Genomic DNA, 12,788 nt, shown 5'->3' on the forward strand with positions numbered 1-12,788 from the left:
GCCCGAATGCTTGGCAACGTGCCCGAATGTGTGCAGACTGGCGCCATTGCGGCCGTGACAGGCGTCACGTCCTTGGGTTAGAGAGGGAAACCAGATGGCCTCGACCTCCACAGCGACCCGCAGCAGCGGCGCGCGCGTCAACGTCCAGAAGTTCGGCACCTTCCTGTCCAACATGGTCATGCCCAACATCGGCGCCTTCATCGCCTGGGGCCTGATCACCGCCATGTTCATCGAGGTCGGCTGGATCAACCTGGGTGGCGGTGACCACGCCTGGCTCAGCGCGGGCAGCTGGGTGGCCCACATCGGTGGTTGGGGCGACTACGCCGGTGGCGGGTTCGTCGGTCCCGGCATCACCTACCTGCTGCCGCTGCTGATCGGCTACACCGGCGGCAAGATGATGTACGACACCCGCGGCGGGGTCGTGGGCTCGATCGCCACGTTCGGGGTCATCGCCGGCACCGAGGTGCCGATGTTCATGGGCGCGATGATCATGGGCCCGCTCGGTGGGTGGTCGATGAAGAGGATCGACGCGATCTGGGACGGCAAGATCCGGCCCGGCTTCGAGATGCTGGTCAACAACTTCTCGGCCGGCATCTGGGGTGGGCTCCTCGCCACGCTCGGCTTCTTCGGGCTCAGCCCCGTCCTCACCTGGATCGCCGACCGCGCCGGCGACGGCGTCGAGTGGATGGTCAACCACGACGTCCTGCCGTTCACCTCGATCCTGATCGAGCCCGCCAAGGTGCTGTTCCTCAACAACGCGCTCAACCACGGCGTGCTCACCCCGCTGGGGCTCCAGGAGTCCGCCGAGAAGGGCAAGTCGATCCTGTTCCTGCTCGAGGCCAACCCGGCCGCCGGCCTGGGCCTGCTCCTCGCCTACAGCGTGTTCGGCAAGGGCCTGGCCAAGGCGTCCGCCCCCGGCGCCGCGATCATCCACTTCTTCGGCGGCATCCACGAGGTCTACTTCCCCTACGTGCTGATGAAGCCGATCCTGATCCTGGCGATGATGGCTGGCGGCTTCGCCCAGATCCTGGTCAACGTGATCTTCGGCAGCGGCCTGCGCTCGCCGGCGGCCCCGGGCTCGGTCTTCGCGGTCTACCTGGCCGCACCGACCGACCTGAAGAACCTCGCGGGCATCACGCTCTCGATCATCTGCGGCGGTGCTGCGTCGTTCGCGGTCGCGGCGTTCCTGCTGAAGATCGACAAGACCGAGGAGGCCGAGGACCAGCTGGTCGGCGCCACGGCGAAGATGGAGGAGCTCAAGGGCAAGAAGTCCTCGGTCGCGTCCACGCTGACCGGCGGCACGACGGTGGCCACCCAGCAGATCCGCTCGGTCGTGTTCGCCTGCGACGCCGGCATGGGCTCCTCGGCGATGGGCGCCTCGGTGCTCCGCAAGAAGATCCAGGCGGCCGGGCACGCCGAGGTCACGGTCGTGAACAAGTCGATCGCCAACCTCACCGACGAGTACGACGTGGTCGTGACCCACCAGGACCTGACCGACCGGGCCCGGGAGCGAACCCCCTCGGCGGTGCACGTGTCGGTCGACAACTTCATGGGCAGTCCGCGGTATGACGAGATCGTGGAGCTGATCGAGCAGTCGCGTGGCTGAGGTGCTCACGTCGGAGGCCGTCCTCCTCGGCGGGTCCGCCCGCTCGAAGGAGGAGGCCATCGACGAGGCCGGCCGGCTCCTGCTGGCCTCGGGCGCGGTCGAGGAGTCCTACCTGGCCGCCATGCACGAGCGGGAGACCTCGGTGTCGACCTACATGGGCAACGGCCTGGCCATCCCGCACGGCACCAACGAGGCGAAGTCGGCGATCCGCCGCACCGCGATCAGCTTCGTGCGGTACGCCGAGCCGGTCGACTGGAACGGTCAGCCCGCCGAGTTCGTGGTCGGGATCGCCGGCGCCGGAGACGACCACCTGACGGTGCTGTCGCGGCTGGCCGAGGTCTTCACCGACGACGACGAGATCGCCCGCCTGCGCGCGGCCGCGACCGCCGACGAGGTGCTCGGCGTGCTCGGCGACGTCCAGGTCTGAGGTTCGGGGGGGGTCTCAGGCCGGTTCGACCGTCACGGGAACGCCGTTCAGCGCGGCGTTCCCGCTGACGTCGAGCCGCTCGGGGTCGGTGAGGTCGTTGATCGAGACGCCGGCGACGGTCGCCGCGTGCCGCATGCCGGTGCCGCCGACCTGGTGGCCGTAGCCGTGGGGGAGCGAGACGACGCCGGGCATCACGTCGTCCACCGCGCTGACCTCCACCTCGACGGCGCCGACGCGCGAGCTGACCCGCACCACCGAGCCGTCGTCTAGGCCGCGGTCGGCGAGGTCCTTCGGGTGCATCAGCAGGTGGTGCCGCGGCTTGCCCCGGGTGAGCCGCTCGGTGTTGTGCAGCCACGAGTTGCAGTCCTGCTTGTGGCGCCGTCCGATCAGCAGCAGCTCGCCGGCGCCCGCAGGCTCGACGGTGTCGAGCGCGGCCCGCACCCGGTCGAGGTCCGCCACGAGCAGGGCGGGCGTGAGGTCGATCCGCTTGTCCTTCGTCTGGAGCCGGGCGGGCAGCGTCGGCCGCAGCGGCCCTAGATCGACGCCCTCCGGCTGCTTGCGCAGCGCCCGCATGGTCGTGCGGCCGCCGAGCTTGAGGAGCCCGGCGATCATCGTCGCCGGTGACGCGGCGAACCGCGCCTTGACCGCCAGCCGGTCCTTGAGACCGGCGCCCAGCCGGGCGGTCACGCGCTCGGCGAGCCCGCCGAAGACCTCCCAGTCGTGACGGGCGTCGCCGGGCCTCGGGAACACCGCCGGCGTGAACCGCGCCGTGTTGCGGACCGCGAAGGCGTGGAAGATCAGGTCGTAGTGGTCGCGCTCGAGCGCGGTCGTCGGCGGCAGGATCACGTCGGCGTGCCGCGTGGTCTCGTTGAGGTAGATGTCGACGGCGACCATGAAGTCGAGGCCGTCCAGCGCCCGCGCGAGGTCGGCGCCTCCCGGCGTGGAGAGCACGGGGTTGCCGGCGATCGTGACCATCGCGCGGACCTGCCCGTCGCCCGGTGTCTCGATCTCCTCCCGCAGCGCCGCGACGGGCAGCTCGCCCCCGAACTCCGGCAGGCCGCGCACCCGGCTGCGCCACACGTCGTGGTGGCCGGGCCCGACCAGCCCGCGCTCGACGACGTCGATCGCCGGCTCGGGCAGCAGCACGCCTCCCTCGCGGTCGAGGTTGCCAGTGAGCACGTTGAGCAGCTGGACGGCCCACTGGGAGACGGTGCCGAAGCCTTGCGTCGACAGCCCCATCCGGCCGTACGCCGCCGCGCGGTCGGCGGCCGCGAAGTCGCGGGCCAGCCCGCGGACGGTCTCGGCCGGCAGCCCGCTCGCCTTCTCGGCACGCTCGGGGGTGAAGTCGGCGACCAGCGCCGCGAGCTCGTCGAGGTGGTCGACGTACGCCGGGGGAGTGGCGAGCCCCTCCTCGATCAGCACGTGCACCATCGCGAGCAGCACGGCGGCGTCGGAGCCGGGCCGGACGAAGTGGTGCTCGGTCGCGACCTTGGCGGTCTCGGTGCGCCGAGGGTCGAGCACCACCATCCGGCCGCCGCGCGCCTTGAGGTCGCGGAGGCGGCGGGGGAAGTCGGGCGCCGTCATCAGCGAACCGTTGGACGCCATCGGGTTGGCGCCGAGCACCAGGAAGAAGTGGGTGCGGTCGAGGTCGGGGATCGGCAGCAGGAGCTGGTGGCCGTAGAGCTGCCACGCCACGAGGTGGTGCGGCAGCTGGTCGACCGACGTGGCGCTGAACTTGTTGCGGGTCCGCAGGGTCTTGATGAACGGCACGCCGTGGGTGAGGAACCCGAGCGAGTGCACGTTGGGGTTGGCGGCGTAGATGCCGACCGCGTTGGCGCCGTGCGCCTCGACCGTCGCGGCCAGGCGCTCGGCGACCAGGCCGAGCGCCTCGTCCCACTCCATCTCCTCCCACGTGGCGTCGGCGCCCTCGCCGACCCGGCGCAGCGGCCGGCGCAGGCGGTCGGGGTCGGTGTAGACGTCGGCGAGCGACACGCCCTTCGGGCAGATGTAGCCGCGCGAGAGCGGGTCGGCGTCGTTGCCCTTGATGCCGGTGACAACGCCGTCCTCGAGACTCAGCTCGACCCCGCAGATCGCCTCGCACAGGTGGCAGACGCCGATCCTGGTGCCGGTGAAGCCGGGCGGCACGGGATCCTCGGTGAGCAGTCCCATCCCCGCAACCTAGCGGTGCACCCGCGGCCGGCTAGTCCGGCAGCGACCCCGGCGGCTTGCAGATCACCGTGTCGGAGGGGATGTAGGTGGTGTGCATCTTCTCCGTGCGCTCGAGCACGTCGGACCCCGCGCGCCGCCAGTAGCGCCAGACGTCGATGTCGAAGCCGCCGTAGCCGCTGTTGGGGTAGCAGTCCTCGGTGTCGAGGGTCCGGGTCGCCGGCGAGGTGAAGGCGTAGCGGTCGCCGGTCTTGGTCGTGATGTCCCAGTACTCGGTCGAGAACAGCCGCACCGTCACCACGCCCTGCTCCGAGGGCGTGCCGGGCGTGACCCGGGCGTGCACCAGCACGCCGTACGGCGTGTCGTTGCGCCACTTCAGGTCGACCGTGGGCCAGGCCACCGTGGCCTCGCGGCCCACGGGGTAGCGGTCGATGTAGAACGAGTGCGGCTTGTGCTCCACGTCGGTCATGCCGCCGAAGAACGCCGCGTTGAACGTCGTGGTCGCCATCTGCGAGACGCCGCCGCCGAGGTCCTCGGCGAAGATGCCGTTGCTGATGATGAAGCCCTTCGTGAAGCCGTTCTCCTCGGTGCGCTCGCCGACGGTCCCGTTGAGAGAGAACGTCTCACCGGGCCCGACGATCGTCCCGTCGACCAGCTCGGCCGCGCGGCCGATGTTGACGTTGCGGTACTCCGCGTAGGGGTAGTAGGTCGTGAACGACGAGATCTCCTCCTTGATCCCGAGCGCCTTGGCCTCCTCGGTGGTGAACTCCGGCTCGACGACTTCGGCCGGCACCTGCAGCTCCCGCTCGCCGGCCGGACGGACGACGAGGTCGAGGAAGGCGGCGTCCACCTCGGCCTGGTCGAAGCTGACGCCCGGCTTGGCCGGGATGACGCGCGGCTTGCCGGCGAGCAGCCGGATCTCGGCGTCGACGGGGGCGGCGCCGTCGCCGGCGACCAGGCCGGACAGCTGCTGGGACAGCACCTTCGGACGCAGCTGCGGCACCAGCCGGCCGCCGTCCGGCACGAGCCGCAGGGCACGCGCGTACTGCCGAGGCTCGAGGGTGACCGCCGACTCGCCGAACCGGAGCGTCACGGGCGCCGAGAGCGCCGGCTCCGCGAACTCCTCGACCGCCCGGTCGACGTCGGAGCGGTCGATCTCGGGGGCCGCCTCGATGGTGGGCAGGTCGACGTCGGAGTTCGAGAGGTACGCCGCCACGAGGGCCGTGCGGGCGGCTTCCGCGTCGACGGCGGTGCCGGGGACGGGCTCGGTCACCTTCGCGCCCTTGCGCGTCAGCCGGACGGCGCCCTCGACCGGCTCGGTCGCGATCTCCTCGTCGAGCGCGGCCAGGTAGGAGTCGAGACGCTCGTCGTCGACGTCGACCACCGCGTCGAGGCTCTCGCCGCCCGTGAACCGGTCCCACAGCGTCGCCGGCGACCATCGGGACCCGCCCGCCGCCTGCGCCACGGACGCCGCCACGTCGACGGACAGCCCGGCGTCGGCCGGCGCGATCTCGCGCGACCTGCTGTCCACCGTGACCTCGAGCGACGCCGCGGCGCTCTCGGCGAGGTCGGCGCGGAGCCTGTCGGCCGCCGCGTCCCGGCTCAGCCCGCCCACCTCGACCCCGGCGATGCTCGTGCCCCGGGGCAGGTCCTCGCCGGCCACGAGCACCGCCACGACGTACGCCCCGCCCGCGGCGAGCACGCCGAGCGCGCCCAGCCCCCACCACCGCCTCACGAGTGAAATGTACGGATGCCGCCGCGGCTGGCAAGGTGGGCGGCGCAGCGCGAGACGCCGCGGCCGTCCGGTTTTGGGCGGCTCCGAGGCCCGCTGATACTCTTCATCGGTTGCCCGATCGAGGGCACCAGCACCTGCTGAAACCGCCGTGCAACGGCCGCGGATCCAGAGTGCCCGGGTGGACAGGCCCCGGCGCGCCGCGCAGACGAGAGACCGAAGGAGCCCCGCATGTCAGTCGGAACCGACACGGAGACCAAGAACAAGATCATCGCCGAGTACGCCACGACCGAGGGCGACACCGGCTCTCCCGAGGTCCAGATCGCGCTGCTCAGCCACCGGATCGCTCACCTCACCGAGCACCTCAAGGAGCACAAGCACGACCACCACAGCCGGCGTGGCCTGCTGCTGCTGGTCGGCCAGCGCCGCCGGCTGCTCAACTACCTCAACAAGACCGACATCGAGCGCTACCGCTCGATCATCGAGCGTCTCGGCCTGCGCCGCTGACCTTCCGGAGGACCCGCCCTGGCGGGTCCTCCTCTGCTTTTCCGCTAGATTCCACAACTGAACACAGCACCACAACCACTCAGGAGCGACCCGCCGTCTGGCTCGGTCCTCGGTAGTGGCTCTCAGAGCTCCGCCGCCTGCGGCGCTGCGCTCTGCGGGCCTCGATCGAAGACCGGCACCGGAAACTCATCCGGCCAAGCGGGCGCCGCGGATCGCTCCGCGACAAGACAGGTAACCCCTTGACCGACAACTCCTTCGAGCCCGTCGTCAGCTCCGTCGAGACGGTTCTCGACAACGGCAAGTACGGCCAGCGCACCATCAAGTTCGAGACCGGGCTGCTCGCCCGCCAGGCGGCCGGCTCCGTGACCGCCTACCTCGACGACGACACGATGCTGCTCTCGGCCACCACCGCGGGCAAGACGCCCAAGGACCAGTTCGACTTCTTCCCCCTCACCATCGACGTCGAGGAGCGGATGTACGCCGCGGGCAAGATCCCCGGCTCGTTCTTCCGGTCCGAGGGCCGCCCGGGTGAGGACGCGATCCTCACCTGCCGCCTCATCGACCGTCCGCTGCGCCCGACGTTCAAGAAGGGCCTGCGCAACGAGGTCCAGGTGGTCATCACGGTCCTGGCGCTCAACCCCGACGCCCCCTACGACGTGCTCGCGATCAACGCCGCGTCGATGTCCACCCAGCTCTCCGGCCTGCCGTTCAGCGGTCCGGTCGGCGGCGTCCGCGTCGCGCTCATCGAGGGCACCTGGGTGGCCTTCCCGAGCCACAGCCAGCTCGAGGACGCCGTCTTCGACATGGTGGTCGCGGGCCGGGTCACCGAGACCGGCGACGTCGCGATCATGATGGTCGAGGCCGAGGCCACCGAGCAGGCCATCACCCTCATCGACGGCGGCGTGCAGTCGCCGACCGAGGAGGTCGTGGCCAGCGGCCTCGACGCCGCCAAGCCGTTCATCAAGCAGCTCTGCGAGGCGCAGAGCGAGCTCGCCAAGCAGGCCGCGAAGCCCGTCCAGGACTTCCCGGTCTTCCTCGACTACGAGGACGACGTCTACGCCGCGGTCGAGGCCGCCGCCAAGAGCGACCTCGTGGCCGCGATGCAGGTCGCCGACAAGCAGGAGCGCGAGCACCGCACCGACGAGCTCAAGGCGTCCGTGCTCGAGCAGGTCGGCCCGCAGTTCGAGGGTCGCGAGAAGGAGATCGGCGCGGCGTTCCGCTCGGTCAACAAGCAGGTCGTCCGCGAGCGGGTGCTCCGCGACAAGATCCGCATCGACGGCCGCGGCCTCGCCGACATCCGCCCGCTGCACGCCGAGGTCGGCGTGCTCCCGCGGGTGCACGGCTCCGCGCTGTTCGAGCGCGGCGAGACCCAGATCCTGGGCGTCACCACCCTCGACATGCTCAAGATGGAGCAGCAGCTCGACACGCTCTCCCCGGAGAAGCACCGCCGCTACATGCACAAGTACGTCTTCCCGCCGTTCTCCACCGGTGAGACCGGCCGGGTGGGCTCGCCCAAGCGCCGCGAGGTCGGCCACGGCGCGCTCGCGCGCCGCGCGCTCCTGCCGGTGCTGCCCTCGCGCGAGGAGTTCCCCTACGCGATCCGCCAGCTCTCCGAGGCGATGGGCTCCAACGGCTCCACCTCGATGGGCTCGGTCTGCGCCTCGACGCTGTCGCTGCTGCAGGCCGGCGTGCCGCTCAAGGCGCCGGTGGCCGGCATCGCGATGGGCCTGATCTCCGGCGAGATCGACGGTCAGACCCAGTACGTCGCGCTCACCGACATCCTCGGTGCCGAGGACGCCTTCGGCGACATGGACTTCAAGGTCGCCGGCACCCGGCAGTTCGTCACCGCGCTGCAGCTCGACACCAAGCTCGACGGCATCCCCGCCGAGGTCCTCGCCGCGGCCCTGACCCAGGCCCGCGACGCGCGCCTGGCGATCCTCGACGTCATGGCCGAGGCCATCGACGAGCCCGAGGAGATGTCGCCGACCGCGCCGCGGATCATCACGATCAACATCCCGGTCGACAAGATCGGCGAGGTGATCGGGCCCAAGGGCAAGGTCATCAACCAGATCCAGGACGACACCGGCGCCTCGATCTCGATCGAGGACGACGGCACCATCTACATCGGTGCCACCAACGGTGACCAGGCCGAGGCCGCCCGGTCGGCGATCAACCAGATCGCCAACCCGACGATGCCCGAGGTCGGCGAGCGCTACCTCGGCACCGTCGTCAAGACGACCAACTTCGGCGCGTTCGTCTCGCTGCTCCCGGGCAAGGACGGCCTGCTGCACATCAGCAAGCTCCGTCCGCTGGCCGGCGGCAAGCGGGTCGAGGCGGTCGAGGACGTCGTGTCGGTCGGCCAGAAGATCCAGGTCCAGATCGCCGAGATCGACGACCGCGGCAAGCTCTCGCTGGTCCCGGTCGTCGAGGACGACGCTGCGGCGGAGTCCGAGACCGAGGGCACCGGCGACGAGGCCGCGGCCGAGTCCGTCGAGGCCTGATCCTGGCCGCTCGCACCTCGCCGCTGCGCGCGGGCTCGACCCGCACGCTGCAGACGGAGACCGACGGCGCCGGACGCGTGACCTCACGCGTCCGGCGCACGGTCCTGCCCGGCGGCCTCCGGGTCATCACCGAGCAGCTGGCCGGCGTCCGCTCGGCCAGCATCGGCGTCTGGGTCGGCGTCGGCTCCCGCGACGAGACCGCGACGCTGCACGGCTGCTCGCACTTCCTCGAGCACCTGCTCTTCAAGGGCACCAGCGAGCGGTCCGCGCTCGACATCTCGATTGCGCTCGACGCGGTGGGCGGTGAGTTCAACGCCTTCACCGCCAAGGAGTACACCTGCTTCCACGCGCGTGTCCTCGACGACGACCTCGACCTGGCCGTCGACGTGCTCGGCGACATGATCACGTCCTCGCTGCTGACCCCCGAGGACGTCGAGGCCGAGCGCGACGTGATCCTCGACGAGATCGCGATGCACGACGACGACCCCGACGACGTGGTCCACAACCTGTTCGCCGAGCAGGCCTACGGCCCGGCCGCGCCGCTCGGCCGCCCCATCGCCGGCACCGTCGGGTCGATCGAGGCGCTCACCCGGGCGCAGGTGGCGCGGTTCTACCAGCGCCACTACCGGCCGGCCAACATGGTCGTCGCCGCCGCCGGCAACCTCGAGCACGCCCAGGTCGTGAAGATGGTGCGCTCGGCGTTCGGTCGCCGCGGCTGGCTCACGGGCGACGAGCCGCCGGTCGCGCCGCGTCGCGGAGCCAAGCGGGTGCGCGTGCACCCGGGAGTCATCGAGGCGACCCGACCCTTCGAGCAGGTCAACCTCGTGCTCGGCATGGAGGGCGTCCACCGCAACGACGACCGCCGCTTCGCCCTCGGCGTGCTCAACACCGCCCTCGGCGGCGGCACGTCGTCGCGGCTGTTCCAGGAGGTCCGCGAACGCCGGGGGCTCGCCTACTCGGTCTTCTCCTTCGCCAGCCACCACGCCGACTCGGGCCTGGTCGGCGTCTCCGTCGGCTGCCTGCCCAACAAGCTCGACGAGGTGCTGGCCGTGGTCCGCACCGAGCTCTCGCGCGTCGCTGCCCACGGCATCTCCGAGGAGGAGCTGGTGCGCGGCAAGGGCCAGCTGCGCGGCGGGCTCGTGCTCGGGCTGGAGGACTCCGGGTCCCGGATGTCGCGCATCGGCAAGGCCGAGCTCGTGCACGACGAGCTGCTCGGCATCGACGCGGTGATGGACCGCATCGGGTCGGTCACCCTCGACGAGGTCCAGTCGGTCGCCAAGCAGGTCTTCGGCAAGCCCGAGATCCTCGCGGTCGTCGGGCCGAGCTGACCAGGCCTCAGGCGGTCACCGAGCGCCGTGCCGGCCGGCCACGGCGCGGCAGTAGGCCTCGCGGCGGCGGGCCGCGCAGCCGTCGCGGCGGCGGCGCCGGTCGAGCAGCTCGGGGTCGAGCGCCGAGTTGAGGCCGTCGCGCAGCAGCGCGAGCGCCTCGGCCCGCATCTGCGAGATGCGCGACTCGGTCACGCCGAGCTCCTCGGCGAGGTCGGACATCGTCCGCTCGTCGATGAAGCAGCCGCGCACGACCGCGCGGAGCCGTGCCGGGAGCGCGGCGATCGCGTGGTCGAGGTACTCGAGGCGCTCGCCGTGCTCGACCTGCGCCTCAGGAGACGGGTCGGACGCCGGGAGCACGTCGGAGAGTCGGACGGCCGCCTCTGAGTCGAGGGAGAGCACCGACGCGCGGGCCAGGTCGTCCTCGGAGCGCTGGACCTCGGCGAGGCTCAGGCCCAGCGACTCGGCCACCTCGGCGTCGTCGGGGGCCTGGCGCCGGTCGGTGGCGAGGGCCGCCCGCGTCGCGTCGATCTCGCGACCCCGACGGCGTACGGCGCGCGACGCCCAGTCGAGCGAGCGCAGCTCGTCGAGCATCGCCCCGCGGACCCTCGTCGCGGCGTAGTTGGCGAACGGGGTCCCGCGCGAGGGGTCGAACGCGCGGGAGGCCGTCACGAGGGCGACGAGGCCTGCGGAGTGGAGGTCGTCGCCGCTCACGTGACCCGGCACCCGGCCCAGCGTCTCGCGCACGATGTGGGCGACGAGCGGCACGTGGCCCACCACCAGGTCGTTGGTCGTTGCGGTTGCCGTGGTCATGGGACCAGCCTCGGTCCGACGGCCGCCCGGGTGCAGACGCGCATGCTGGCACTGTGGTGGTACCGACGCACCAGACGGACACGTCCGATCGGTCACCACCCGCCGGGGACTTCTGGTCGCGGGGTTTCGCTCAGGTGCGGGGCGTCGGCGCCGATGAGGACCCCATGGTGACACCGATGGAGCGGCTCTCGACGGTGCTCTGGCACCAGCGTGAGCTGCTGACGAGCCTGGAGCACGCCCACACCGACGCCGACGCGGTGCGGCACGAGCTGCGCCGGACCGAGGTCCTGCGCGCCGTGGCGGCCGACGAGGCCGCGGGCGCGCTGGGGCTCGGTCCCTGCCCGACCCTCGCCGAGCTCGCCGCCAGGTCCGGCAGCCCGTGGTCAGAGGTCCTGGCCGACCACCACGCAGCACTGACGGCGGCGGGCGCCGGCCAGCCGAGCCTGGTGGACTTCCTGCGCGTCTGAGACGCCCCGCTGGACGTGCGGTGGGTCAGCGGTGGACCAGGGCGACCATGCCGGCGCAGCCCGCGGCCCAGAGCACGCTGGTGAAGGTGCCGATGATGAACCGCTCGGTGGTCGCACCGCCGCTGGCGCCCTCGGCGTGGCGGAGGTCGGGGAACCGGCCGACCCCCTTGAGCGCGAGCACGACCGCCACGCCCTCGGGGAACCCGGCCGCGAGCCCGGCGAAGACCGCCAGCCGCTCCAGGGCACCGATCCAGGCGCCGCCCTTGAGGAACACCTCGGCGTCGGAGACCGAGTCGCGGGCCGGCTGACCGCGGTCGACTACCGCGAAGACGCGGGTGGTCAGCGGGCCGCCGCCCACCACCGCGAGCAGGCCCGCCAGCGTGACGAGGAGCGTCAGCTCGACCCGCCCCGAGGAGACCTGGTCGGAGACCGCCGCCACCACGGCGGCGGCCGCCAGGGCCGCGGCCGAGACGGGCGGCCAGACCGCGCGTCCGGAGCGCGTCCAGCCGAGGGCCGCCGCAGCCAGCGCGAACGCGAGCAGGGCGAGGACGAGCTGGGTCGTGTTGTCGGCGCTCATCGCACCTGATCCTGCAGCAGGCCACCGACGAGCTCGGTGACGAGCTCGCGGGCACGCCGTCCCTCCACGAGGCCCGCAGCCTGGGCGCGCTGGCTGATCGCCGACTGCGTGACCCCGAGCCGCTTCGCCACCTGCTCGTAGGTCGCGCCGGCGTCGACGAGGTCGGCCACCTCCCAGCCCCGCGGCGTACGCCGGCCGAGGACGGCGGCCCAGAGCCACAGCGTGGTCTCGAGCGCGCGGGCCCCCGGCCCCGGCCGGCCGTCGTCGCCGACGACCCGGAGGCGCCACGGCGCGGACTTGGCGGAGGTCACCGCCTCGCGGGCGTGGAGGTAGGCCGGTCCGCGGCCGGCGCGGGTGCTGCGGGGGAGCGGCTCCTCGACCTCGCCGATGCCGATGCCGACGTTCCAGCCGTCCTCGCGCAGCAGTCGCTCGACGACGACGGCGAGGGTGGCAGGCCGGTCGAGCACGCCCTGGAACTCGTCGCCCGCGGTGCGCTCGAAGGGGCGCAGCATGGCGGCGTCGGCGAGCGCCACCAGGGTGTCGGGCACGCGGTCGGTTGCGGCCGCCCGCGTGGACCCCCGCTGGTCGATGGTGAGCACGGCGACGCGCATGGCGACCTCGCTTCAGGTTGTGTCCTGAAGTCAGTCTACATCAGGTAATAACCTAA

The 12,788-nt window shown here is 71.9% G+C and carries 11 protein-coding genes; 6 read left to right on the forward strand and 5 right to left on the reverse strand.

All coding sequences use genetic code 11. The annotated features are described in order from the left end of the window. Window positions 1-94: 94 nt before the first annotated feature. The gene (locus G514_RS25305) at window positions 95-1,606 is read left to right on the forward strand and encodes a PTS mannitol transporter subunit IIBC (RefSeq protein WP_211222061.1); all 1,512 of its coding nucleotides are present in this window, start codon (window positions 95-97) and stop codon (window positions 1,604-1,606) included. Further along, on the forward strand, window positions 1,599-2,033 hold the full coding sequence (locus tag G514_RS30865) for a PTS mannitol transporter subunit IIA (protein WP_211222062.1): 435 nt from the start codon (window positions 1,599-1,601) through the stop codon (window positions 2,031-2,033). The genes G514_RS25305 and G514_RS30865 overlap by 8 nt, the downstream gene beginning before the upstream one ends. Window positions 2,034-2,048: 15 nt before the next feature. Here G514_RS30865 and G514_RS0106780 read toward each other — a convergent pair whose 3' ends face one another. Both G514_RS0106780 and G514_RS25310 read right to left on the reverse strand, forming a co-directional pair. Beyond that, complete coding sequence (locus tag G514_RS0106780) at window positions 2,049-4,202, reverse strand: molybdopterin-dependent oxidoreductase (RefSeq protein ID WP_051246999.1); 2,154 nt, start codon at window positions 4,200-4,202, stop codon at window positions 2,049-2,051. Window positions 4,203-4,233: 31 nt separating this feature from the next. Next, window positions 4,234-5,934, reverse strand: coding sequence for a VanW family protein (locus G514_RS25310; protein ID WP_157544638.1), 1,701 nt, complete (start codon window positions 5,932-5,934; stop codon window positions 4,234-4,236). Between the two features lie 228 nt (window positions 5,935-6,162). Between G514_RS25310 and rpsO the strand changes: the two genes are divergently transcribed. From rpsO to G514_RS0106800, 3 genes are all read left to right on the forward strand, one after another. Next, a complete protein-coding gene (gene rpsO / locus G514_RS0106790) occupies window positions 6,163-6,438 on the forward strand; it encodes a 30S ribosomal protein S15 (RefSeq protein ID WP_028651142.1) in 276 nt (91 codons plus the stop codon). A 239-nt stretch (window positions 6,439-6,677) separates the two neighbouring features. Further along, window positions 6,678-8,939 (forward strand): polyribonucleotide nucleotidyltransferase, encoded by a 2,262-nt coding sequence (locus G514_RS25315; RefSeq protein WP_036563861.1) that lies wholly within the window; start codon window positions 6,678-6,680, stop codon window positions 8,937-8,939. A gap of 77 nt (window positions 8,940-9,016) precedes the next feature. After that, window positions 9,017-10,267, forward strand: coding sequence for a M16 family metallopeptidase (locus G514_RS0106800; protein ID WP_245582124.1), 1,251 nt, complete (start codon window positions 9,017-9,019; stop codon window positions 10,265-10,267). Window positions 10,268-10,282: 15 nt separating this feature from the next. Here G514_RS0106800 and G514_RS25320 read toward each other — a convergent pair whose 3' ends face one another. Beyond that, on the reverse strand, window positions 10,283-11,077 hold the full coding sequence (locus G514_RS25320) for a sigma-70 family RNA polymerase sigma factor (protein WP_051247006.1): 795 nt from the start codon (window positions 11,075-11,077) through the stop codon (window positions 10,283-10,285). Window positions 11,078-11,241: 164 nt separating this feature from the next. On the opposite strand from G514_RS25320, the gene G514_RS25325 reads away from it, so the two are divergent. After that, window positions 11,242-11,544 (forward strand): hypothetical protein, encoded by a 303-nt coding sequence (locus tag G514_RS25325; RefSeq protein ID WP_036563864.1) that lies wholly within the window; start codon window positions 11,242-11,244, stop codon window positions 11,542-11,544. Window positions 11,545-11,569: 25 nt separating this feature from the next. Here G514_RS25325 and G514_RS0106815 read toward each other — a convergent pair whose 3' ends face one another. Next, window positions 11,570-12,121 carry a hypothetical protein gene (locus G514_RS0106815; RefSeq protein WP_028651144.1) on the reverse strand — a complete coding sequence of 184 codons (552 nt, stop codon included), beginning with the start codon at window positions 12,119-12,121 and terminating at the stop codon, window positions 11,570-11,572. Further along, a complete protein-coding gene (locus G514_RS0106820; RefSeq protein WP_028651145.1) occupies window positions 12,118-12,732 on the reverse strand; it encodes a transposase in 615 nt (204 codons plus the stop codon). The genes G514_RS0106815 and G514_RS0106820 overlap by 4 nt, the downstream gene beginning before the upstream one ends. Between the last annotated feature and the right edge of the window lie 56 nt (window positions 12,733-12,788).

The organism is Nocardioides halotolerans DSM 19273, from assembly GCF_000422805.1.
GTDB classification, from domain to species: domain Bacteria; phylum Actinomycetota; class Actinomycetes; order Propionibacteriales; family Nocardioidaceae; genus Nocardioides; species Nocardioides halotolerans.

Coding starts and splice junctions, on each gene's coding strand:
- G514_RS0106815 (WP_028651144.1), bottom strand. CDS start 12,121: ATGAGCGCCGACAACACGACCCAGCTCGTCCTCGCCCTGCTCGCGTTC.
- G514_RS25305 (WP_211222061.1), top strand. CDS start 95: ATGGCCTCGACCTCCACAGCGACCCGCAGCAGCGGCGCGCGCGTCAAC.
- G514_RS0106780 (WP_051246999.1), bottom strand. CDS start 4,202: ATGGGACTGCTCACCGAGGATCCCGTGCCGCCCGGCTTCACCGGCACC.
- G514_RS25325 (WP_036563864.1), top strand. CDS start 11,242: ATGGTGACACCGATGGAGCGGCTCTCGACGGTGCTCTGGCACCAGCGT.
- G514_RS25320 (WP_051247006.1), bottom strand. CDS start 11,077: ATGACCACGGCAACCGCAACGACCAACGACCTGGTGGTGGGCCACGTG.
- G514_RS0106820 (WP_028651145.1), bottom strand. CDS start 12,732: ATGCGCGTCGCCGTGCTCACCATCGACCAGCGGGGGTCCACGCGGGCG.
- rpsO (WP_028651142.1), top strand. CDS start 6,163: ATGTCAGTCGGAACCGACACGGAGACCAAGAACAAGATCATCGCCGAG.